The 21,347-nt window shown below is 39.3% G+C and carries 24 protein-coding genes; 16 read left to right on the forward strand and 8 right to left on the reverse strand.

All coding sequences use genetic code 11. The annotated features are described in order from the left end of the window. The first annotated feature begins 148 nt into the window (after positions 1-148). Positions 149-925 carry a Cof-type HAD-IIB family hydrolase gene (locus tag DFO72_RS11240; RefSeq protein ID WP_113881785.1) on the forward strand — a complete coding sequence of 259 codons (777 nt, stop codon included), beginning with the start codon at positions 149-151 and terminating at the stop codon, positions 923-925. A gap of 77 nt (positions 926-1,002) precedes the next feature. Here DFO72_RS11240 and def read toward each other — a convergent pair whose 3' ends face one another. Together def and DFO72_RS11250 are read right to left on the reverse strand one after the other, a co-directional pair. Then, positions 1,003-1,554: a peptide deformylase gene (gene def / locus DFO72_RS11245; RefSeq protein ID WP_113882140.1), complete on the reverse strand. Its 552-nt coding sequence runs from the start codon at positions 1,552-1,554 to the stop codon at positions 1,003-1,005. Between the two features lie 164 nt (positions 1,555-1,718). Beyond that, complete coding sequence (locus DFO72_RS11250) at positions 1,719-1,853, reverse strand: YjcZ family sporulation protein (RefSeq protein ID WP_113881786.1); 135 nt, start codon at positions 1,851-1,853, stop codon at positions 1,719-1,721. A 264-nt stretch (positions 1,854-2,117) separates the two neighbouring features. Here DFO72_RS11250 and DFO72_RS11255 point away from each other — a divergent pair, with 264 nt between their 5' ends. From DFO72_RS11255 to lpdA, 5 genes are all read left to right on the forward strand, one after another. Next, positions 2,118-2,786, forward strand: a complete 669-nt coding sequence (locus DFO72_RS11255; protein WP_113881787.1) for a YkyA family protein — start codon at positions 2,118-2,120, stop codon at positions 2,784-2,786. A 601-nt stretch (positions 2,787-3,387) separates the two neighbouring features. Then, entirely contained in the window at positions 3,388-4,503 is a 1,116-nt protein-coding gene (gene pdhA / locus DFO72_RS11260; RefSeq protein WP_113881788.1) for a pyruvate dehydrogenase (acetyl-transferring) E1 component subunit alpha, read from the forward strand. Positions 4,504-4,506: 3 nt separating this feature from the next. Next, entirely contained in the window at positions 4,507-5,484 is a 978-nt protein-coding gene (locus DFO72_RS11265) for an alpha-ketoacid dehydrogenase subunit beta (RefSeq protein ID WP_113881789.1), read from the forward strand. An 87-nt stretch (positions 5,485-5,571) separates the two neighbouring features. Beyond that, the gene (locus DFO72_RS11270) at positions 5,572-6,918 is read left to right on the forward strand and encodes a dihydrolipoamide acetyltransferase family protein (protein WP_113881790.1); all 1,347 of its coding nucleotides are present in this window, start codon (positions 5,572-5,574) and stop codon (positions 6,916-6,918) included. A gap of 6 nt (positions 6,919-6,924) precedes the next feature. After that, positions 6,925-8,334, forward strand: a complete 1,410-nt coding sequence (lpdA, locus tag DFO72_RS11275; RefSeq protein WP_113881791.1) for a dihydrolipoyl dehydrogenase — start codon at positions 6,925-6,927, stop codon at positions 8,332-8,334. Positions 8,335-8,386: 52 nt separating this feature from the next. Here lpdA and DFO72_RS11280 read toward each other — a convergent pair whose 3' ends face one another. Next, positions 8,387-8,767, reverse strand: a complete 381-nt coding sequence (locus DFO72_RS11280) for a small peptidoglycan-associated lipoprotein (protein WP_113881792.1) — start codon at positions 8,765-8,767, stop codon at positions 8,387-8,389. A 288-nt stretch (positions 8,768-9,055) separates the two neighbouring features. Between DFO72_RS11280 and DFO72_RS11285 the strand changes: the two genes are divergently transcribed. After that, a complete protein-coding gene (locus DFO72_RS11285) occupies positions 9,056-9,301 on the forward strand; it encodes a hypothetical protein (RefSeq protein WP_113881793.1) in 246 nt (81 codons plus the stop codon). Positions 9,302-9,360: 59 nt separating this feature from the next. Here the strand turns inward: DFO72_RS11285 and DFO72_RS11290 are convergent, their stop codons facing one another. Next, on the reverse strand, positions 9,361-10,875 hold the full coding sequence (locus tag DFO72_RS11290) for a glycine betaine uptake BCCT transporter (RefSeq protein WP_113881794.1): 1,515 nt from the start codon (positions 10,873-10,875) through the stop codon (positions 9,361-9,363). A 368-nt stretch (positions 10,876-11,243) separates the two neighbouring features. Here DFO72_RS11290 and DFO72_RS11295 point away from each other — a divergent pair, with 368 nt between their 5' ends. Then, positions 11,244-12,104: a polysaccharide deacetylase family protein gene (locus tag DFO72_RS11295; protein ID WP_113881795.1), complete on the forward strand. Its 861-nt coding sequence runs from the start codon at positions 11,244-11,246 to the stop codon at positions 12,102-12,104. Between the two features lie 39 nt (positions 12,105-12,143). On the opposite strand, the gene DFO72_RS11300 is transcribed toward DFO72_RS11295, so the two are convergent. Beyond that, positions 12,144-12,581: a DUF1885 family protein gene (locus DFO72_RS11300; RefSeq protein WP_113881796.1), complete on the reverse strand. Its 438-nt coding sequence runs from the start codon at positions 12,579-12,581 to the stop codon at positions 12,144-12,146. A 170-nt stretch (positions 12,582-12,751) separates the two neighbouring features. Here DFO72_RS11300 and DFO72_RS11305 point away from each other — a divergent pair, with 170 nt between their 5' ends. Then, on the forward strand, positions 12,752-13,051 hold the full coding sequence (locus DFO72_RS11305; RefSeq protein WP_009330973.1) for a DUF3055 domain-containing protein: 300 nt from the start codon (positions 12,752-12,754) through the stop codon (positions 13,049-13,051). A gap of 206 nt (positions 13,052-13,257) precedes the next feature. Beyond that, complete coding sequence (locus DFO72_RS11310) at positions 13,258-13,392, forward strand: GapA-binding peptide SR1P (protein ID WP_113881797.1); 135 nt, start codon at positions 13,258-13,260, stop codon at positions 13,390-13,392. A 41-nt stretch (positions 13,393-13,433) separates the two neighbouring features. On the opposite strand, the gene DFO72_RS11315 is transcribed toward DFO72_RS11310, so the two are convergent. Further along, entirely contained in the window at positions 13,434-14,903 is a 1,470-nt protein-coding gene (locus DFO72_RS11315) for an aminotransferase class I/II-fold pyridoxal phosphate-dependent enzyme (protein WP_113881798.1), read from the reverse strand. Between the two features lie 300 nt (positions 14,904-15,203). Between DFO72_RS11315 and DFO72_RS11320 the strand changes: the two genes are divergently transcribed. Beyond that, the gene (locus tag DFO72_RS11320; protein ID WP_113881799.1) at positions 15,204-16,163 is read left to right on the forward strand and encodes an NAD(P)H-dependent flavin oxidoreductase; all 960 of its coding nucleotides are present in this window, start codon (positions 15,204-15,206) and stop codon (positions 16,161-16,163) included. A 57-nt stretch (positions 16,164-16,220) separates the two neighbouring features. Continuing rightward, positions 16,221-16,496, forward strand: coding sequence for a UPF0223 family protein (locus DFO72_RS11325; protein ID WP_113881800.1), 276 nt, complete (start codon positions 16,221-16,223; stop codon positions 16,494-16,496). Between the two features lie 77 nt (positions 16,497-16,573). On the opposite strand, the gene DFO72_RS11330 is transcribed toward DFO72_RS11325, so the two are convergent. After that, entirely contained in the window at positions 16,574-17,194 is a 621-nt protein-coding gene (locus DFO72_RS11330) for a YktB family protein (RefSeq protein WP_113881801.1), read from the reverse strand. A 195-nt stretch (positions 17,195-17,389) separates the two neighbouring features. On the opposite strand from DFO72_RS11330, the gene DFO72_RS11335 reads away from it, so the two are divergent. The 3 genes from DFO72_RS11335 to DFO72_RS11345 all read left to right on the forward strand — a co-directional run bounded on the left by DFO72_RS11335 (position 17,390) and on the right by DFO72_RS11345 (position 19,067). Further along, positions 17,390-17,584 carry a hypothetical protein gene (locus DFO72_RS11335; RefSeq protein WP_113881802.1) on the forward strand — a complete coding sequence of 65 codons (195 nt, stop codon included), beginning with the start codon at positions 17,390-17,392 and terminating at the stop codon, positions 17,582-17,584. 225 nt (positions 17,585-17,809) lie between these two features. Further along, a complete protein-coding gene (locus DFO72_RS11340; protein ID WP_113881803.1) occupies positions 17,810-18,610 on the forward strand; it encodes an inositol monophosphatase family protein in 801 nt (266 codons plus the stop codon). Then, the gene (locus tag DFO72_RS11345; protein ID WP_113881804.1) at positions 18,597-19,067 is read left to right on the forward strand and encodes a GNAT family N-acetyltransferase; all 471 of its coding nucleotides are present in this window, start codon (positions 18,597-18,599) and stop codon (positions 19,065-19,067) included. Before DFO72_RS11340 ends, DFO72_RS11345 begins: the two co-directional genes overlap by 14 nt. A 38-nt stretch (positions 19,068-19,105) precedes the next feature. Here the strand turns inward: DFO72_RS11345 and DFO72_RS11350 are convergent, their stop codons facing one another. Continuing rightward, complete coding sequence (locus DFO72_RS11350) at positions 19,106-19,291, reverse strand: YlaF family protein (protein WP_113881805.1); 186 nt, start codon at positions 19,289-19,291, stop codon at positions 19,106-19,108. Positions 19,292-19,506: 215 nt separating this feature from the next. Here DFO72_RS11350 and typA point away from each other — a divergent pair, with 215 nt between their 5' ends. Beyond that, entirely contained in the window at positions 19,507-21,345 is a 1,839-nt protein-coding gene (gene typA, locus DFO72_RS11355; RefSeq protein WP_113881806.1) for a translational GTPase TypA, read from the forward strand. Positions 21,346-21,347 lie beyond the last annotated feature (2 nt).

The following is a 21,347-nucleotide window of genomic DNA, read 5'->3' on the forward strand; positions in this document are numbered from 1 at the left end:
AGTTAAATCTCTCGTGGGTAAAAATGGAAATACCGTCTGTTAATAGAAAGGAAATTGACTTTTTAACTTTATGGGTTTAGTGTTTTATTACGATAAATCATGTCATAGCAGTCAGCAAAATAACGCTTGAAAGGAAGTTAATTTTAAAATGAAAAAGATTGTTTTCTTTGATATAGATGGGACCTTATTGGATCACGATAAAAACTTGCCGGATAGTACGAAAGAGGCAATCGGCAAGCTGAAAGAGAACGGAACTTTCGTTGCAATTGCCACCGGCAGGGCGCCTTTCATGTTTGAAAGTCTTCGCAGCGAACTCGAAATTGATTCATTTGTCAGCTTTAATGGCCAATATGTAGTATTCGAAAACGAACCCATTTATCGTAATCCTCTTAAATCATCTGAGATTGAAAAGCTATATCTTCATGCACAGTCAAATGGGCATCCATTGGTGTTTATGAATGAGAAAACGATGAAATCTTCCGTACACCACCATGCATTTATTGAGAAAAGCATGAGCAGTTTAAAGTTTCCGCATCCTGAAGAAGATCGTGAGTTTTACAGTGGCAGGGAATTATATCAATCGCTGCTGTTCTGCGAGGAAAAGGATGAGGAAAAGTATATTTCTTCTTCTATATATCCTGATTTTGGCTTTATCAGATGGCATCCATACTCTGTTGATGTTTTGCCTGCAGGCGGGTCTAAAGCTGAGGGGATAAAACAAATGATAAAAAGACTTGGGTTTGATTTGAAGGATGTATACGCGTTTGGAGATGGACTAAATGATATAGAGATGCTGAACGCTGTAGGAAACGGAGTAGCAATGGGCAATGCAGAAGAAGTGGTTAAGAAGGCAGCAGACCATGTAACCTCCGGTGTTGACGATGAAGGAATTTGGAAGGGACTAAAGGAACTTCAATTAATATAGGAAGTGAAGGAAAGCATCCGATTAATTAGCTGGAGGCTTTCCTTTCCTTTTGTTATGTTTTGCTATGCAGCAGCAAGCTACCGTTCTATAGCAATTGCATTTTCAATTGGCTGAAAAGGATTTTGTTTATTGATGTGATCGTAAAACATGATTCCGTTCAGATGATCAATTTCGTGCTGAAATACGATGGCTGGCAGCCCTTTGAGCTTGAGTTTTACTTCATTGCCCTGCAGATCGGTACCTTTTACAGTTACTTTTGCATATCTGGGCACAAAACCGGGTATGGATTCATCAACAGATAAACAGCCTTCTCCTGCAGCCAGATAAGAAAGCTGCACGGAATGGCTGATGATCTTAGGGTTGAAGAGAGCATAACTGAATAACTCCTGGTTATAGGTTACATGAACAGCGATCATCCGCCTGGAAATATTAATTTGAGGAGCAGCTAAACCAATGCCTGCCCTTAAGCCATATTTTACAGAAAGCTCTGGATCCTGGCTGTTTTTTACATATTCCATCATTTCATTTAAAATTTGTACTTCTTCTGCAGATGGAGGCATGTCCACTTCCGCGGCAATTTTCCTTAAAGTTGGGTGGCCATCGCGAATAATATCTTTCATGCTCAGCATGATTCTCACTCCCGCTAAGTAATAAAGAAAAATGGCAAAATTATTGGCTAGAAGATCAAATGCCATAGCCAAAAAAGCCCTTTGTCTATTTAATTATATTCAGTCTATCAGAGCGGGGCAAAAAAGTTAATAAGAGAAGGTGCCTTTGGCACCTTCTCAAGTAATTAAAACTTCCAGCAAGCGCAGCCAACTATAATTAAGAGAATGAATAATACTACAATTAACGCAAAACCTCTGCCGCAGCCGGCCCCTGCTGCTGGATAACCGCATCCATAACCGTATCCGCCATATCCGAACATGTAGGATAACCTCCCTAAAGTAAGATTATCGTCCATTTTTTTTGCCTTGCCGCTTAGGACGATTAATATAGCCTATGTTTCAAGGGATGTTTGGTGTAGGCCATTACCCAAGTCATAAAGGAAAAATGAAGTGAATAGATTTAAATTATACTTGTAATAAGGACAAGCTCTGTAATGATGCGAAGAGTTTCGAACCAAAGGGCTATTGTCAAACCGGGCAGGTACCTTTATAGTTAAAAATGTTATAAGTAAGGGGGTTTCAAGGTGTCGATTTTGAACAAAAGCAGACTGCTGCTTGTTTTTATCATAGGGGCTTTCATCCTCACAGGCTGTATGAACAGCCCGGATCCCGAGGAAAAAATATATGATGTGCTGGAGAATGTAGTAGCTAAAGAAAAGGATTTTGAAAAGCAGCAGGAACCGCTCGTTAAGCTGGAAAAAAGAGAAAAGGAATTATACGATAAAATTATCAACCTGGGGATGAAGGATTTCAAGGAAATTAAAAAGCTGTCTGATGAGGCTTCCTCCATTGTGGAGCAGCGGGTTACTCATATGGAGAAAGAGCAGGAAAGCATCCAGGCGTCGAAAAAAGAATTTGAGACATTATCTCCGACCATAGAGGAGATAGAGGATAAAAAATTGAAAGATAAAGCTAAAGAGCTGTATGAGATCATGATGGACAGGTATAAAATCCATGACACTCTTTACAAGGATTATTCTAAAGCGACTCAATTAGATAAAGAATTATATGCCATGTTTAAAAAGGAGGATCTTACTCTAGAACAGCTGGAAGGCCAAGTGAGCAAAATAAATGATATGTATGAAAAGATACTGGCTTCAAATAAGCAGTTCAATGAAAAAACAAAAGAGTATAACGAAGCCAAACTTAATTTCTATAAAGAAGCAGGACTTGAAATAAAAACAGAAGAATAATTTTTATGCCGGCATATTTATGCCCGGCATTTTTTTTGCTTTTTGCTATCCTAAAAGCAATTGAATGGGAGAAAACACGGCTCGGGATGAATCCGCTTTCTTTTTGAGGGCGGTGCTTTTTATATTAAAATAATGACGGGAGGCTTCTCTTTACTATAACACATCGGAATATAATAGTTTTTTATAGTACAGATGAGGTTCATCCGATAATACAGTTTTGGTTATCAATAAAAAATATAAAAAGTATGGAAACTGTGAAAAACAAAAAGCAAGGTAATTGACTAAGGTCTTGAAGGTGTATTAAACTAAATCTCGTAATTAATTCTGTATCAATTATGTTGCAAAATAAATTGATACAGAATATGATAGTTAAAGATGAACCGAAAGACGTTTTTTTAGAAGTGATCTGTGGAACACTATTTAAAAGTATGCATATGGCAGAAACGAATGTTCTGCTTTTTAGAGATGCTTAATAAAACATGCCGAAAGAGAAAACTTTTTGCCTTTGAAAGAGTATCTAATATGGCTTCGTTTTGGGTAACCTAAATTTTGTGTATAAAACTCTATTAACGTCTTTTTATGAAAGGAAAGGGTGACTGATATGGCTTCTAAAACAAAGAAGGCACAATTCGATGCTAAAAAACAGCTCGAAACAGTTGAAGAACAGTTCCAAACTCTACAAATTTTAAACGAAGATGGCAAGGTTGTTAATGAATCAGCAATGCCTGACTTAAGCGACGAGCAGCTTCAGGAATTAATGCGCCGTATGGTTTATACTCGTATTCTTGATCAGCGCTCCATTTCACTTAACAGACAAGGCCGCCTGGGCTTCTATGCTCCTACTGCCGGACAGGAAGCTTCTCAGCTAGCATCTCATTTTGCATTGGAGAAAGAAGACTTCATTCTTCCAGGATATCGTGATGTTCCTCAAATCATTTGGCACGGCCTTCCGTTATACCAGGCTTTCCTATGGTCCCGCGGACACTTTGAAGGCGGAAACATCCCTGAAGGTGTAAATGTCATTTCACCTCAGATTATCATTGGAGCTCAATATATTCAGACTGCAGGGGTTGCCCTGGGAATGAAGAAGCGCGGCGAAAAGACAGTTGCCATCACTTATACTGGCGACGGCGGTGCTTCACAAGGTGACTTCTATGAAGGCATCAACTTTGCAGGAGCATTCAAAGCACCTGCTATCTTTATTGTTCAGAATAACCGCTTTGCAATCTCTACTCCAGTAGAAAAACAATCAGCAGCAAAAACAATTGCACAAAAAGCAGTGGCAGCCGGAATTCCTGGAATTCAGGTTGATGGTATGGATCCGCTTGCTGTCTATGCAGCTGTTCGCGAAGCGCGTGAACGTGCATTGAATGGTGAAGGTCCTACACTAATCGAAACTTTAACTTACCGTTACGGACCACACACAATGGCCGGTGACGATCCAACGCGTTACCGTACTTCTGACCTGGATAATAAATGGGAAAAGAAAGATCCGCTTGTTCGTTTCCGCAAATTCCTTGAGGATAAGGGCATCTGGAATGAAGACATGGAAAACGAAGTAATTGAACAAGCAAAAGAAGATATTAAAGAAGCTATTAAAAAGGCTGATGATACACCTAAACAAAAGGTTACTGACCTTATGAACATTATGTATGAAGAAATGCCTTATAACCTAAAAGAACAGTATGAAATATACAAAGAAAAGGAGTCGAAGTAAGCCATGGCGCAAATGACAATGATTCAGGCAATTACTGATGCTCTTCGCACAGAATTGCGCAACGATCCGAATGTATTGGTATTCGGTGAAGATGTGGGCGTAAACGGCGGCGTTTTCCGTGCTACCGAAGGCCTTCAAAAGGAATTCGGCGAAGAGCGTGTATTTGATACACCTCTAGCTGAATCCGGAATCGGCGGTCTGGCAGTCGGTCTTGGTTTACAAGGCTACCGTCCGGTGCCTGAAATCCAATTCTTTGGATTCGTTTATGAAGTAATGGATTCAATTTCCGGCCAGCTGGCACGCATGCGTTACCGTTCCGGCGGAAGATATAATTCACCGGTTACAATCCGTTCACCATTCGGGGGAGGGGTACATACTCCTGAAATGCATGCTGACAGCCTGGAAGGCTTAATGGCTCAACAGCCTGGACTAAAGGTTGTTATACCGTCAACTCCTTATGATGCTAAAGGACTGCTTATCTCTGCAATTCGCGATAACGATCCTGTTATCTTCCTTGAGCATATGAAATTGTACCGTTCTTTCCGTCAGGAAGTGCCTGAAGAAGAATATACAATTCCTCTTGGTAAAGCAGAAGTTAAACGTGAAGGTTCTGACCTGACTATTGTGACTTACGGGGCAATGGTTCATGAATCTCTAAAAGCTGCTGAAGAGCTTGAAAAAGAAGGGAAATCTGCAGAAGTTATCGATTTGCGCACAGTTGCTCCTCTTGATATTGAAACAATCATTGCTTCTGTTGAAAAGACAGGAAGAGCAATTGTTGTTCAAGAGGCACAAAAGCAGGCTGGTATTGCAGCAAATGTCGTTGCAGAAATCAATGATCGTGCTATTCTCAGCCTGGAAGCACCAGTTCTGCGAGTAGCTGCTCCAGATACTGTTTTTGCTTTCCCTCAAGCTGAAACTGTTTGGCTTCCAAACTATAAAGATGTAATCGAAACAGCTAAAAAAGTTCTTGAATTTTAATCGCATATAACTGATAAAACAAGGGGGAAAATATCCCCCTGACGTGTTTTATAATGAACGATCGAAATAATAGGAGGGTGAATTCCATTGGCATTCCAATTTAGATTGCCTGATATCGGTGAAGGTATCCATGAAGGTGAAATCGTCAAGTGGTTTGTAAAGCCAGGTGACGAAGTACAAGAAGATGACGTGCTTTGTGAAGTTCAAAACGATAAAGCGGTTGTAGAGATTCCTTCCCCAGTTAAAGGTAAAGTTGAAGAAATCCTTGTTGAAGAAGGTACGGTCGCAACTGTAGGTCAAGTATTGATTACTTTTGATGCTCCTGGATATGAAGATCTTAAATTCAAGGGAGACCATGAAGATGAGGCTCCTAAAGAAGAAAAAACAGAAGCGCAAGTTCAGGCAACTGCTGAAGCTGGCCAGGATGTAAAGAAGGAAGAAGCTCCTGCTCAAGATGCACCAAAAGAAGGAGTAGTTATTTCTGAGGCTGAAGTAGATCCTAATCGCCGTATTATTGCTATGCCGTCTGTTAGAAAATACGCTCGCGACAAAGGTGTAGATATTCGTCAGGTAGCTGGAAGCGGCAAAAATGGACGCATCCAGAAAGATGATATTGATGCATTCCTGAATGGCGGAGCAAAAGGTGCTGAAGCCACTGCTAAAGAAGACGCACCAAAGGCTGAAGCAAAAGAAACTGCACCTGCAGCTGCACAGGCGATTCCTGCTGGACAATATCCAGAAACTCGCGAGAAAATGAGCGGAATCCGTAAAGCAATTGCAAAAGCTATGGTAAACTCTAAGCATACAGCTCCACACGTAACATTAATGGATGAAATTGATGTTACGAAACTTGTTGCACACCGCAAGAAGTTTAAAGAAGTTGCAGCTAATAAAGGAATTAAGCTTACATTCCTTCCTTATGTGGTAAAGGCATTAACAAGTGCATTGCGTGAATTCCCGGCACTAAACACTTCAATTGATGATGCAGCAGGTGAAATCATCCATAAGCATTACTACAACATCGGTATTGCAGCAGATACTGAAAAAGGTCTTCTTGTGCCAGTTGTTAAGGATGCAGACCGCAAGTCGACATTTGCCATTTCTAATGAAATCAATGAGCTAGCTGGTAAAGCTCGTGATGGCAAGCTTGCTCCAGATGAAATGAAGGGTGCTTCATGCACAATTACAAATATCGGTTCTGCCGGCGGTCAATGGTTTACTCCGGTTATCAATCATCCTGAGGTTGCCATTCTTGGAATAGGCCGTATTGCTGAAAAGCCAGTAGTGAAGGATGGAGAAATTGTTGCTGCTCCAGTATTGGCATTGTCACTAAGCTTTGACCACAGAATTATTGATGGAGCAACTGCACAAAATGCATTAAATCACATCAAGCGTTTACTGAATGATCCAGAACTATTGTTAATGGAGGCGTAATAACAAATGGTAGTAGGAGATTTCCCAATCGAAACAGATACTATAGTCATTGGTGCGGGTCCTGGTGGATATGTTGCAGCGATTCGTGCAGCACAGCTTGGACAAAAAGTAACAATCGTAGAAAAAGCTAATATGGGCGGAGTTTGCTTAAACGTTGGATGTATTCCTTCAAAGGCTTTAATCGCAGCAGGCCACCGCTATGAAAATGCAAAGCACTCAGATGTAATGGGTATTACAGCTGAAAATGTAAAAGTTGACTTTACAAAAGTACAAGAATTTAAATCTGGTGTAGTTAATAAGCTTACTGGAGGAGTAGAAGGTCTTTTAAAAGGCAATAAAGTTGACATCGTGCGCGGGGAAGCTTACTTCGTTGATGCGAATACCCTTCGTGTAATGGACGATAATTCCGCACAAACTTATACTTTTAAAAATGCGATCATTGCTACAGGATCTCGTCCAATTGAATTGCCAACGTTTAAATTCTCCAAACGAGTTCTTGATTCAACAGGTGCACTGGCACTTCAAGAGATTCCAGAGAAAATCGTCGTTATTGGCGGCGGTGTTATCGGTATAGAACTTGGCGGAGCTTATGCGAATTTTGGTTCTCAAGTAACGGTTCTTGAGGGTGCAGATGATATCCTTGTCGGTTTTGAGAAGCAAATGTCATCACTTGTTAAACGGAACTTAAAGAAAAAAGGCGTTGAATTCATTACGAAGGCACTTGCTAAAGGTGTTGAAGAGAATGAAACTGGAGTTACCGTTAAGTTTGAAGAAAAAGGCGAAGAGAAATCTCTTGACGCAGATTATGTATTCGTAATGGTTGGAAGACGTCCAAATACAGACGAATTGGGCTTAGAACAAGCCGGCATTAAGATGACTGAACGCGGTGTTATTGAAATCGATAAACAATGCCGTACGAATGTAAGCAATATTTATGCTATTGGTGATATTGTTGCAGGTCCACAATTGGCTCATAAAGCTTCTTACGAAGGTAAGATTGCTGCAGAAGCAATTGCAGGCCATAACGCAGAAATAGATTACTTAGCAATCCCAGCTGTGGTATTCTCTGAGCCTGAATTGGCTTCTGTAGGATATACTGAGCAGCAGGCTAAAGAAGAAGGAATCGAAGTAGCGGCAGCGAAGTTCCCATTCGCAGCTAATGGCCGTGCCCTTGCACTTGATTCAACTGACGGCTTTTTAAAGCTAGTGACACGTAAAGAGGATGGTCTTGTAATCGGTGCGCAAATCGCTGGCGCAAGTGCATCTGATATGATTGCTGAGCTTGGATTGGCTATTGAAGCAGGCATGACTGCAGAAGATCTTGCCATGACTATTCATGCTCATCCGACATTGGGTGAAATCACAATGGAAGCAGCAGAAGTTGCTATTGGAAGCCCAATTCACATTGTAAAATAATTTAAAAATCCTTCCCTGGCGGGAAGGATTTTTTTGTATATGATGACTACTTTTAGTCCTTTTCATCCATTGCATCGGCAAGCGGATGAATGATCTTCTCTTTAGGTACAGTGCCTTTAATTTCAACAATCACTTTATCTTGATATACCAGCAGCATGGCAGGGCAGTTTTCTACATTATAATTGCTAATATGGCTGGATTCAGAAGCTGTTATGATTTTCATATTCTTGATCAGATCCGGATAGCTTCTCTTTAATTCGATGATGGCATCATAATAGGATATTTCCTGTTCATATTGTTTATTATCCGTGAAAAAAATGAGCTGTTTAACACTATCGTCTATCTTCAGCTCTTTTTTTACTTCCTTATGATTGCATGAAGAGGTCATAAACAAGAGTGCAGTAATTATGATCAGCGGCAAACCTTTCATCATTTTGCCCTCACTTTATTATAAATTCCAAAGTATGAGATAAGATCGTTTTATCTGAATCAGTATAGAAGTCTCGGTAATTTTCCAGTCTTCTAACAGTTGATGAGCAATTCATAATAAGAACTTAATATTTATGAGTATTTTATCATATAGTAAAAGAAAATTTTGGCTTGTCATTCAAATGTTACAGAAATGAAAAATAAGAATATCCTTTTCAACATATATTACATACACAAGTGTTTCTTCAATTAAAAAAGCGGGTAAGGATTAAAAAGTTTGGTGGTGGAGTGCATGAAGATTTATACAGCTCTTTTGCTGCAGATGTTAATATGGAGCGGATATACTTTTATTGAATGGCTGTCAAAATATGACCAGCTCATATATAAAGTCATTATGTTTTTTGTTTTTTTCTATTTGGCAATAAACATTGGAAATTGGGTAATTAAGTCTGCAAAAAAAACATTTATGGTAACTGTTATGAGCTTAAGCTTGTATGCATCTTTCCATCTTGCAATGTCCTACTTGTCTCATTGGTAAAGATACGAGTAAGGATAAAAAAATCGGCACCTTTTGCAGGTGCCGATTTTTTATTATTATCAGCTATTTTTTTTCTGGATGACTTCTTCTTTAAACGATTTAGCCAGCGATACCACAATTAGAAGCATAATGATGGTAAAAGGGAGTGCAGCTATAATGGAAGCTCTTTGGAGAGCTTCAAGACCACCGGTCCATAAAAGGATGGCTGCAGATGCTGATTGAATAATGCCCCAGACAAATTTCACTTTATTGGGAGGGTTTAGGCTGCCGTTAGTCGTCTGCATACCAAGAACAAAGGTAGCTGAGTCTGCAGAAGTAATAAAGAATGTACTGATTAAGAAAATAGCCATTGAGCTAAGAACAGTGCTGAAAGGGAAGTTATCAAACACGGTAAACAGTGCTACTTCCATTCCCTGCTGCTCGATTGTTTCCATGATAGGCTTAGCCTCGAAGAATTCAAGGTATATACCTGTTCCTCCAAAAACAGAAAACCAAAGGGCTCCAAATAGGGTTGGAACAGCAAGCACACCAATGACAAATTCTCTTATTGTCCTTCCACGGGATATCCTGGCTATGAACGTACCGACAAATGGCGCCCAGGCAATCCACCATGCCCAATAAAAAATGGTCCAATCCTGAAACCATGTCAGCTCCTGATCAAAAGGGCTGAGCCTGAAGCTCATGGATGGAAGATTTTGAAGATAAGAGCCAATAGTCGTTGTGAACAGGTCCATAATAAAGTTAGACGGACCTACAAACAGAAGAAATAATAATAAAGATATTGCTAAGATAATATTTAAATTACTTAAATACTTTATTCCCTTGTTTAATCCGGTTTGGGCTGAAAGCATAAACAAGACCGTTACAACGATAATAATAATTAATTGAGTGGTGAAATTATTACCGATGCCGTCGAATATTCCAGAAAGTCCTCCGGAAATCTGAATGGCACCCAGACCTAATGATGTTGCAACTCCGAAAACAGTAGCAAAGACGGCAATAAAATCAATTAATACGCCCAGCGGCCCATCCACTTTGCTCCCTAAAATTGGCCTCAAAATGGAGCTGATAACTCCCGGTGCTCCTTTTCTGAACTGGAAATACGCCAGTGCAAGCCCAATGACAGTATAAATAGCCCATGGATGAAGACCCCAATGGAAAAAGGAGTACCTCATGGCTGCCCTAGCTGCTTCTGGTGTCTGTCCTTCGAGAAAAGGAGGGGCATAAAAGTGATACATAGGTTCCGACACTCCCCAAAAAACCAGGCCTATTCCCATCCCGGCACTGAAGAGCATGGCAAACCATGATAAATAGCTATATTCGGGCCTATCTGCATCCTTGCCCAGACGAATATTCCCGTATTTGCTGAATGCTAATAAGATAGAAAAAATTAAAAAGATAGAAGCTGATAAAAGGTAAAACCAGCCGAACTTCTCTAATATGAATCCTTGAACAGATGCTGTAACAGAATCAAGATTGCCCTTTGGCAGTATGGTCTTCGGGACAAGTCCCCATAAAATAAAAATTGCTGTGAATATGACTGAAACCGTAAATACGGGTGTCAGTTTCTTCATCAAATCCCTCCAAATCTTAATAAAATGAACGTAGATAGAATAATTCCGTAATACTCCTAATCCTAAAAATGCAGGAAAATAAGCATTCCGCATTCCTGACAGTTATAGCTTGATTTTTAAAGCATATTGAAGCTCAGCAGGGGAGAGCAGCTTCCCGAAAAAGATCGCATTTCGAAAATCGAAAGGATGTATAGATCCACACTTAATTCTAAATTTTACTTTTAAATGTTCAAAACGTATCTATTTCGGGTAAAATCAGTAGGTAATAGTAAGGTATCAAAAAGGGGAACAACTCCTTTAAAAGGCCATTTTACATACTAACACTAATTGGTGTGAGTTTAAAGGAATAAGCACTCTAGGAGGTCAATATGAAAATAAAGGGACTTATCATAGGCGTTTTTTTTCTAATGATTCTGGCTTCATGTACGGATCTTAATGCGGTTGAAAGTCAGCCATCAGAATTGGAAAAAGAAGAGTATAAGCAAGAAGAAAATAATTCGGATGATCATTCCAAAGTTCATGAATCCAATTTGCAGAAGAACAAAGAAGATGCCAAAAAAGAACCGAAAGAAGAAGCTGTATCCTTATCAGAGCCGCAATACAAGATAAATGCAAGTAATTGGACAATAGAACCAATGAATCATGCAAACTCAAAGGTTGTATTACTGACCATTGACGATGCTCCTGATAAAAATGCATTGGAGATGGCCAGGATCTTAAAAAAACTTTCAGCACCAGCTATCTTTTTTGTTAATGGACACTTTATTGATACTCCGGAAGAAGCAGAAGTTTTGAAAGCTATTCACGAACTTGGTTTTGCTATCGGTAATCACACATACAGCCACCCCAACTTAAAAACTTTATCCGAGGAACAGCAATATGATGAGATTGTTAGTCTTAATGATCGAGTAGAAGAGATTATCGGAGAGAGGCCAAAATTCTTCAGGGCACCATTTGGATCCATTTCAGACTACAGCAGAAAGGTTGCTAAGGATGAAAACATGCTTCTCATGAATTGGACATACGGATATGACTGGGAAAAGGAATATCAATCAAAAGATGCTTTAGCAGATATAATGATTAATTCACCCTTTTTAGTGAATGGTGCAAACTTACTGATGCATGATAGGCAATGGACAAAAGAAGCATTAGAGGATATCGTGAAAGGGCTGCGGAATAAAGGATTTAGCCCAGTTGATCCTGCTCAGATCAGCCAGGAAATAGAATGAGAACAGCAGCTGCTGTTCTCAACGTTTTTTTATAATCAATTATTTTCTTTTATAATAGTACATGATTCTTCCATTGAAGAGATGCAGTTCACCTTGCAGCTTTTTAGCGAGAAATTTGCAAAATTCATTTGCTTTACCTTTATCTCCAAATGTTGCAGTTTCCGGCAATGTAACCTGTATGTAGACCTGCTCCCGTTCAGAACCGTCTTCCTCAATAACATTTTCTTTATCAATGCCAAGCAATATGGCGTTATATCGGTCATGGTCTGAAAATAGGTAAAACCAGGTTCCTTTTGCTTCAGGCTTTTCTTTAATCTCATAAGGAAAAGCGGCATCATTATATTCCCATTTAATCTGGCTGCCTGTTTTACCTGTAATATCCTTATAATATAAGAAAAGTTCTTTAAGCTCTTCAGTTGAAATATTATCCTTAGCTGATGAAGGAACCAGCTTGATAAAAGAATTAGCTGCCAACATCTTTCCCCCCATTATCCCCATAATTATGGTAATGAACATCTTCCTTCATTCTAGCATTAGATAAAATCTTATGACAACTTAAAATAGAAGGTAAATATAAATTACTTGTCAAAGCGCCTAAAGTGAATTATAATAATATTCTAAATATTTATTCAAAAAGGAGGTATTTTATGGATTATTTTGAGAAGCTCTATGATGAGCATGAAAACGTGAATGTCCGTTTTGTTGGATTTACGACCGAGTCAACACGTTATGATTTTGGAATTGTTTATACAAACCTCTTCTTTTCTAAGCCTCTGGTTATTTGTATGCAGACCGGCCGCTCCACTCTCCTCGACCCTAAAGATCTCGAAGACATCGAATACTTGCAAAAGGCATTTAAGCTTGATTTATATGAACAGGCGGCTGATTTAAGCGAGTTTTTCATAGAAGCGATCCCTGGTGCGCGTTTCGAAGAACAATACGATTAAACAAAAAAACAGGCCGAATTGGTCTGTTTTTTTATTATGTCATACTATTGATAAAGGTTTATAAATCTTATAAGCTTAAATACCAATAAAAAAATAATTATGTTATACAATTGGGCTTGATAATTTAATAATGTTATATTATTATTGATTTATAGATAAAGCGCTTTCAAATAATACTAAAACTCATTGAAAAGGAGAATGAAAAGATGGGTACAATCGTATGCCAGGCTTGCAATTCAACTATTGATCACTTTGAGGATGAAAAAGTAACAGTACTATATTCAAAAAAATGCAATTGCTGTGACGGAGATAAAACAGAGAATACAAAAAATAATCGTTAATAATAAAAAGAGCCTTTCCTAAAGAGGAAGGCTCTTTTGCATTATCTGATGGCCCGGTGCTCCTCAATAACGCGAAGATATTTGAAGTCATAATCTTCCGGCCCTTGAACTGGAAGTCCCGCTTCCATATTCGTTTTAATATAACGAAGGTTTTCCTTAGTAATGATTTCCCCTGGAATAAATATAGGTATTCCGGGTGGATAAACCATAATGAATTCAGCGATAATTCTACCTTCTGACTTGTCAAATGGAACCAGTTCTGTATCGGCATAAAATGCGTCACGGGGTGTAAGTGATAAAACGGGAATATCAGGCAGCAGCACTTGAGTTTCAAGCTTTTCAGTATTTCCTTTACGCTCATTAGCGAGTTCGGCAAGAGCGGAAACTAAGATATCAGCTTCTCTTTCAGTGTCACCGGGGGTAATGATGCAAAGGATATTATATAAATCAGACATTTCTACTTCGATATTATGATGCTCCCTAAGCCAATTTTCAACATCGAAACCATTCATGCCAAGTTCTTTAACAGAAATAATCAATTTGGTCGGATCGTAGTCATGCGCCGCTTGTGTTTCCAGTATTTCTTCACCGACACAATATAGCCGGTCAATTGCATTGATGCGACTGCGGATGGACTGGGCCAAATCAATAGTCTTTTGAATAAGTTCTTTTCCTTCAGTGGCAAGACGTTTTCTGGCAACATCCAAGGAGGCAAGCAATAAATAAGAAGTGGAAGTTGTTGTCAGCATGCTTAAAATGGATTGTACCCTTTTGGCAGAAATAAGGTTCCCTTTCATATTTAAGATTGAACTTTGTGTCATGGATCCGCCCAGTTTGTGGACTGATGTTGCTGCTAAATCAGCTCCGGCCTGCATGGCGGATAATGGAAGCTCGTCATGGAAGTGAATATGCACACCATGGGCTTCATCCACAAGGACAGGTACATTGTATGAATGGGCTATTTCAACAATTTTTTTTAAATCGGCAGAAATACCGAAATAGGTAGGATTAATCACTAATACCCCTTTTGCATCCGGATGAAGTTCCAGGGCTTTCGAGACTGATTCAGTTGTTATTCCGTGAGATATGCCCAATTTTTCATCAATTTCAGGATGTATAAAAATAGGGGTTGCCCCTGAAAACACAATTGCAGACATGACGGATTTATGAACATTCCTAGGAACAATGATTTTATCTCCTGGCCCGCAGACAGCCATAACCATGGTCATGATGGCTCCGCTTGTTCCTTGTACAGAGAAAAATGTTTTATCTGCCCCAAAGGCCTCTGCTGCAAGATCCTGTGCTTCTTTTATAATGCCTTTGGGCTGATGAAGATCATCAAGAGGACCAATGTTGATAAGGTCAATAGCGAGTGCATTATCACCTATATATTCCCTGAATTCCGGATCAATCCCGGCACCTTTTTTGTGGCCGGGTATATGAAACTGTACCGGGTCCTTTTTTGCGTGTGCAAGCAAACCGCTGAACAGCGGTGTTTTGTATTGAGACAACTTATTCCCACACCTCTTTAATAATAATATTTCAATATGCTCATGCTGTTATAAAACATTTGCATTATAGCATTATTCAATCCCTTTGCATAGAAAGTTTTATTGCACACTCATTCTGTTAAAGCGCATTCTAGTTACCGCTCCTAGGGACGAAAGGCTTGCCAGCCCCTTCCTTAAGGCAGGGCTCGTCTTATGCTTGTCGTCCTCCACATTTCGGTTTGCCATTAGTTTTTGAAGTTAACAGGAATTTAAACCTTACGAATAGAAAATAAAAGTTAGGAAGAAATGGAGGGTATATAAATGAACTGGAACACACGTGTGACAGAATTATTGAAAATTAAATATCCAATTATACAGGGCGGCCTTGCCCATCTTGCCTATTCAGAATTGGCTGCAGCTGTTTCAAATGCCGGAGGATTAGGGCAGGTTACCGCAATGTCTCTCAGCAGCCCGGAAAAACTAAGAGATGAGATCCAAAAGGTGAAGAAATTGACAGACAAACCATTTGGAGTTAATTTTGCTATTGGACAGCATGGAAGGCCATTTTCTCACTACCTGAATGTTGCGATTGAAGAAGAAGTCCCTGTTATTTCTATGACAGGGGGAAATCCTGCTCCTATTTTTGATCAATTAAAGGGTGTCAATGTTAAGAAACTTGTACTTGTGGCGGCAAAACGGCAGGCGGTAAAGGCGGAGGAACTTGGGGCTGATGCTGTGATGGTTGTCGGGCAGGAAGGCGGCGGACATTTAGGCAGGGATGATATTGGAACCTTCGTTCTAGTACCTCAGGTGGCTGATGCTGTATCCATTCCTGTTATTGCATCAGGAGGAATCGGAGACGGCAGGGGCCTAATGGCAGCATTAAGCCTTGGAGCAGAGGGTATTGAGATGGGGACAAGATTTGTTGCAACAAAGGAATGCGTACATGCTTCTGAATTATATAAAAATCGTTTAGTTGAAGGAACAGAAAATGACACAGTAGTAATAAAAAGAACTATAGGTGCACCTGCAAGAGTTATCGCCAACTCATGGTCGGAAAAAATACTCGAAATCGAAAAGCAAAACGGCGGCTATGAGCAGTTAAAAGACTACATTAGCGGGAATGCTAATAAAAAATATATATATGAAGGGAAAGACCATGAAGGATTTGCATGGGCAGGACAAGTTATGGGATTAATTAAGGATATCCCGTCTGTTCAAGAATTATTCCAGCAGATCATTGCAGAAGGAGAATCAATCAGGGGGAAATGGAATAAATAATTATGATAAAATAATGTGAAAATGCACCATGAATTATCGTAAATGAGGTGAAGTGAAATGGAATATCAATACCCGATTGACCAGGATTGGTCAACAGAAGAAATAGTTGACGTTATCAAATACTTTGAAAGCATTGAAATGGCATACGAAAAAGGAATTGAGCGAGAACAATTCATGAATGCATATAGACGCTTTAAGGAAATCGTTCCGGGGAAAGCCCAGGAGAAAAACATCTGTGATGAATTTGAAGAACAAAGCGGCTATTCCTCTTACCGGACAGTTAAATTGGCCAAAGAACGTTCAGCCGGGGATAAAGTAAGAATGCAGAAATAGACTTAGTAAAAAAACAAACCTTCAAATTGAAGGTTTGTTTTTTTTGAGCTGCGTAATCCACGTAGTGCGAAACATGTTTATGCCATTTTGTATAGGGGTAATAAATTTCTAAATACAGATTCAGCTTTTTCAATAAACTGATCAGGTGACATGTGAACGGCATCCTCTCGAGAAATATGATAGCCGCAAAGAATTTCAGCTTTTTTAACATTTTGCAGGCGCTGAAACATGGATTTCAATTCTTCTTTGGAAAGTTGATTATGCATAACAGCATCTGGTTTTGTGTGATCGCCGGACCAGACATAATCTTTGGGTATCTCTTTATAAAATTTATCCAGGCTGTTCTCAAAAGACTTGCCTGCAGCAGCTTTATTCGGTGCTTCATAGATGATGGCAAACCAGATGAATACATGCGTTTCCCACAAACCTATCTGGAAATGGGGAAGCATTTTGTATCCCCTTGCATTGCCTGCAAATGCGACCCAAGTATCATTTGGCGGATTCTTTGTTCTCCTAGCATGCTTAGCAACATGAGGGAACATTTCATCTCCGGACAGGTTTGAGAGAGAGGGTGCAAAATGGCGTCCCAAATCTTCTAACTTAGGCCTAATAACAGATTTTAATCTGTCCATTCTTTCATCAAGTCCATCTATTTTAAAGACATCGAAATCATCATTCGTAAAACCAGAAAAAGACATAAGCTAACCTCCTATATACTTTGTCAAATATTGTAGCATAACCTCGAACAATCGAAAAATTTTAAGCTCTAAAGACGAGACTAAATAAAGTTTTAGGTTATCGCACAAATTAGTTGCAACTGAGAATTGTCCTTCATATGATAATAGTAAAAATAATCAGAAAATTAAACACTTTTGGAAGGGGTGTACTGTCTAATGAAACAACTTATGAATACAGTTAAGAAGAAAAATGGTGATAGGGAAAGAACTGCGGTCTTAAGGCTGGAAATGGATTATGAGTTAGCAACTTTGTTTGATGCCATGTCAGAAAAAAATGAAGATCTTCAGAAAAAATCAAAACTAAAGCTTGAAAAAATCAGGCAGGAACTTCTTAGATTAAAAGCGCTTTAAGATTAATTGTGACTAAAGGAGAAAAGGCAGAAAAAATGCAAAAGAAAAGAAAGGATAATTAGAAACGGACTCCCAGAATATTATGAGGAGTTCGTTTATTATTTTGTTAATTGTTTTTACTGCAAATGATAACCCGCATCATAGGAGAGTATATAACTTGAAGAACATTGCTATTTAATTTAAGCTAGTTATATTTTAAGGATATACCAAGCGGAGGGTGGACCCATGACAAATTGGAGTGAAATTCATACATATGCCAAAGCCTTGATTAAAGAGGCTGGCGAGAATATTAAAAATTCTTTCAGCAAAACGTTGACCATCACCACCAAGTCAAATGCAAACGATTTAGTGACAGATATAGATCAGGAAACAGAACAATTCTTCATAAAAAAAATTAATGAAAAATATCCTGGCCATCGAATTCTTGGTGAAGAGGGTTTCGGTGATAAGCTGAGTGATATGGAAGGAATTATCTGGATTATTGATCCAATTGACGGAACAATGAATTTTGTCCATCAGCAAAGAAACTTTGCCATATCAGTAGGCATTTATGAAAATGGAAAAGGGAAAATTGGTTTAATTTACGATGTAGTCCATGATGAGTTATATCATTGCATGAAGGGGCAGGGTGTGTTCATGAATGATTTGGAACTTCCGCCATTACAGGAAACGGATGTCTCAAAGGCAATAATCGGATTGAATGCTACATGGGTTACGGAAAATAGAAGAATTGATCCATCACTACTGGCTCCCCTCGTAAGAAAGGCAAGAGGAACCCGATCCTATGGTTCAGCTGCAATTGAAATGGCATATATTGCATCCGGGAGGGTTGATGCATACATAACAATGCGTCTGGCTCCATGGGATTTCGCAGCAGGTGTGATTATGATTGAGGAACTGGGAGGAATTGCAACAACCGTTAAAGGTGATCCGCTGAACTATCTTGAAAATAATTCTGTTTTTGTCTCTAAGCCAGGGCTTCATCAGGAAATTATGAAAGAATATTTAAAAAATGGAAATTGGTAATTTATCAGGCAGCAGGTTCAAAGATGAAGACTTTCCATTTTTTTTAGAGGTCATCAGGGATAGTGCTGCTTGGGAAGAAGAAGAAAAAAGCGGGCATAACCTAATGGATTATATGGCCAGGTATCAGGAATTGAATGGGGAGTGGAGAATTTGGAGGCATGATGGAGAACGGATAGCCGTCACATTCCATGTAAATTCATCTCCTTCTAACCGGAAACCATGGCTCGGTACCATCCTGGTTAAGAACAGTATTCGAAGGAAAGGAATCGGTACCAAGATTATCGGGCAATTGGCCGCAGAATTAAAGAAAAAAGGAGAAAAGTCCTTCTTTGCAGGTGTTCCTGAAAACCGGCAAAGTTGGATATATTTTTTAGCTGATGCCGGTTTTGAGCAATTCAAAATGGAGGCTTCCCCTGATGGAAAAGACTTTTTAATAATGGTCTGTCCATTAATTTGAAAAAGCTGCAGCGCAGAGCTGCAGCTTTTATGCCGTTTCTATAATAAACCGTCTTCCCTCATTTTCTTCTTTGTTTTAAAACCGTATCCCATTACAAAAATTAAAGCAATGATGGCAATGATCATGCCTATAATGCTTCTTTCAGCTACTGCAACGCCTATGCCCATCATGCATAGAGCTGCCCCAATCGCAAAGGCTAATAAAGGCCACTTGATTTTGTTCATAATTTTTTTTACACTCCCAAGCGGATTATTTTAAGTAAATACTGGCGAAAAATAGGTAAAGAGAATAAAAATAAACAGCGTACATCAGAAATAAATCCTTTTCTACATTATTTTACACAAAAAGCTTTTAGGTTTCTATAGTAATTGTGATATAATGTATCAGTTGTGAAAAATGTTGAAAAGTGATTCAGTTTTTATAAATAGGAGGAAATCTTTTGAAATTAAGAGAAGATATTCGAAATATTGCAATTATAGCCCACGTTGACCATGGTAAAACAACATTGGTTGACGAGCTTTTAAAACAGTCCGGGACTTTCCGTTCAAATGAGCACGTGGAAGAGCGCGCAATGGACTCAAATGATCTGGAAAGAGAACGCGGTATTACGATCTTAGCTAAAAACACTGCAGTTAAATATAAAGATACAAGGATTAACATTCTGGATACGCCTGGACACGCAGATTTTGGCGGTGAAGTAGAACGTATCATGAAAATGGTTGATGGTGTTTTATTAGTAGTTGATGCATATGAAGGGTGTATGCCTCAAACTCGTTTCGTACTCAAAAAGGCTCTGGAGCAAAAATTAACACCAATCGTAGTAGTAAATAAAATTGATAAGGAATCTGCCCGCCCAACAGAAGTTGTTGATGAGGTAATCGATTTATTTATCGAACTTGGTGCAGACGAGGACCAGCTTGAATTTCCGGTCATATATGCGTCAGCTATTGCTGGAACTGCAAGTACAACTCCTGATAAACAGGATGATGATATGCATTCGGTTTATGAAGCAATTATTGACCATATACCGGCACCTGTTGATAATCGTGAAGAGCCGCTCCAATTCCAGATTGCCCTTTTAGATTACAATGATTATGTGGGAAGAATCGGAATTGGCCGTGTATTCCGGGGAACAATTAAGGTCGGCCAGCAAGTTGCACTCATGAAGCTTGATGGATCTGTAAAACAGTTCCGGGTAACGAAAATTTTTGGTTTCTTCGGCCTGAAGCGCGAGGAAATTCAAGAAGCTTATCCTGGAGATCTAATTGCTGTTTCTGGGATGGAAGATATAAACGTCGGGGAAACAGTCTGCCCTGTCGAGCATCAGGAAGCACTACCTGTTCTAAGAATAGATGAGCCAACATTGCAAATGACTTTCGTTGTAAATAACAGTCCGTTCGCAGGGAGAGAAGGCAAGTATATTACAGCCAGAAAAGTTGAAGAAAGATTGCGTGCCCAGCTTGAGACAGATGTGAGTCTTCGTGTCGAAAATACAGATTCACCTGACGCTTGGGTTGTATCTGGACGTGGAGAACTTCATTTATCAATCCTTATAGAAAATATGCGCCGTGAAGGTTTTGAATTGCAGGTTTCCAAGCCTGAAGTAATTATTAGAGAAATTGATGGTGTTCGCTGTGAACCGGTAGAACGTGTTCAAATTGATGTGCCAGAGGATAATACCGGCTCAATCATTGAATCAATGGGTACACGTAAAGGTGAAATGCTTGATATGGTCAATAACGGAAATGGCCAAGTGCGATTAACATTCAACGTCCCAGCACGCGGACTAATTGGCTACTCCACAGAATTTATGACGCTTACTCGCGGATATGGTATTATCAATCACACATTTGACAGCTACCAGCCTGAAATTAAAGGACAAATCGGAGGCAGAACCAAAGGTGTGCTTGTATCCATGGAAAGCGGAAAGTCATCCACATATGGTATTATGCAAGTAGAGGATAGAGGTACCATTTTCGTTGAACCAGGTACTGAAATCTATGAAGGAATGATTGTTGGAGAGCATACTCGCGAAAATGACCTTACTGTCAACATCACTAAAGTGAAACATGCAACCAACATCCGTTCTGCTAATAAGGATCAAACGAATGTAATTAAAAAGCCGCGTATTTTGACACTTGAAGAAGCGTTGGAATATTTGAATGATGATGAGCTACTTGAAGTAACACCTGAGTCAATCAGACTGCGCAAGAAAATTCTTGACAAAAATGAACGTGAAAGAATGGCCAAGAAGAAGAAATACGCTGAAACGAACTAAGG

It is taken from the genome of Cytobacillus oceanisediminis (assembly GCF_004366035.1).
GTDB lineage: Bacteria > Bacillota > Bacilli > Bacillales > Cytobacillaceae > Cytobacillus > Cytobacillus oceanisediminis_C.

Bases quoted from the DNA above. Each gene is read 5' to 3' on its own strand.
- DFO72_RS11250 (WP_113881786.1), bottom strand. From the start codon at position 1,853: ATGTTCGGATATGGCGGATACGGTTATGGATGCGGTTATCCAGCAGCA.
- DFO72_RS11320 (WP_113881799.1), top strand. From the start codon at position 15,204: ATGAACTGGAACACACGTGTGACAGAATTATTGAAAATTAAATATCCA.
- DFO72_RS11280 (WP_113881792.1), bottom strand. From the start codon at position 8,767: ATGATGAAAGGTTTGCCGCTGATCATAATTACTGCACTCTTGTTTATG.
- DFO72_RS11290 (WP_113881794.1), bottom strand. From the start codon at position 10,875: ATGAAGAAACTGACACCCGTATTTACGGTTTCAGTCATATTCACAGCA.
- DFO72_RS11330 (WP_113881801.1), bottom strand. From the start codon at position 17,194: ATGTCTTTTTCTGGTTTTACGAATGATGATTTCGATGTCTTTAAAATA.
- DFO72_RS11305 (WP_009330973.1), top strand. From the start codon at position 12,752: ATGGATTATTTTGAGAAGCTCTATGATGAGCATGAAAACGTGAATGTC.
- DFO72_RS11285 (WP_113881793.1), top strand. From the start codon at position 9,056: ATGAAGATTTATACAGCTCTTTTGCTGCAGATGTTAATATGGAGCGGA.
- DFO72_RS11265 (WP_113881789.1), top strand. From the start codon at position 4,507: ATGGCGCAAATGACAATGATTCAGGCAATTACTGATGCTCTTCGCACA.
- DFO72_RS11335 (WP_113881802.1), top strand. From the start codon at position 17,390: ATGAAACAACTTATGAATACAGTTAAGAAGAAAAATGGTGATAGGGAA.
- lpdA (WP_113881791.1), top strand. From the start codon at position 6,925: ATGGTAGTAGGAGATTTCCCAATCGAAACAGATACTATAGTCATTGGT.
- def (WP_113882140.1), bottom strand. From the start codon at position 1,554: ATGCTGAGCATGAAAGATATTATTCGCGATGGCCACCCAACTTTAAGG.
- DFO72_RS11340 (WP_113881803.1), top strand. From the start codon at position 17,810: ATGACAAATTGGAGTGAAATTCATACATATGCCAAAGCCTTGATTAAA.
- DFO72_RS11240 (WP_113881785.1), top strand. From the start codon at position 149: ATGAAAAAGATTGTTTTCTTTGATATAGATGGGACCTTATTGGATCAC.
- DFO72_RS11300 (WP_113881796.1), bottom strand. From the start codon at position 12,581: ATGTTGGCAGCTAATTCTTTTATCAAGCTGGTTCCTTCATCAGCTAAG.
- DFO72_RS11350 (WP_113881805.1), bottom strand. From the start codon at position 19,291: ATGAACAAAATCAAGTGGCCTTTATTAGCCTTTGCGATTGGGGCAGCT.
- DFO72_RS11345 (WP_113881804.1), top strand. From the start codon at position 18,597: ATGGAAATTGGTAATTTATCAGGCAGCAGGTTCAAAGATGAAGACTTT.
- pdhA (WP_113881788.1), top strand. From the start codon at position 3,388: ATGGCTTCTAAAACAAAGAAGGCACAATTCGATGCTAAAAAACAGCTC.
- DFO72_RS11295 (WP_113881795.1), top strand. From the start codon at position 11,244: ATGAAAATAAAGGGACTTATCATAGGCGTTTTTTTTCTAATGATTCTG.
- DFO72_RS11325 (WP_113881800.1), top strand. From the start codon at position 16,221: ATGGAATATCAATACCCGATTGACCAGGATTGGTCAACAGAAGAAATA.
- DFO72_RS11310 (WP_113881797.1), top strand. From the start codon at position 13,258: ATGGGTACAATCGTATGCCAGGCTTGCAATTCAACTATTGATCACTTT.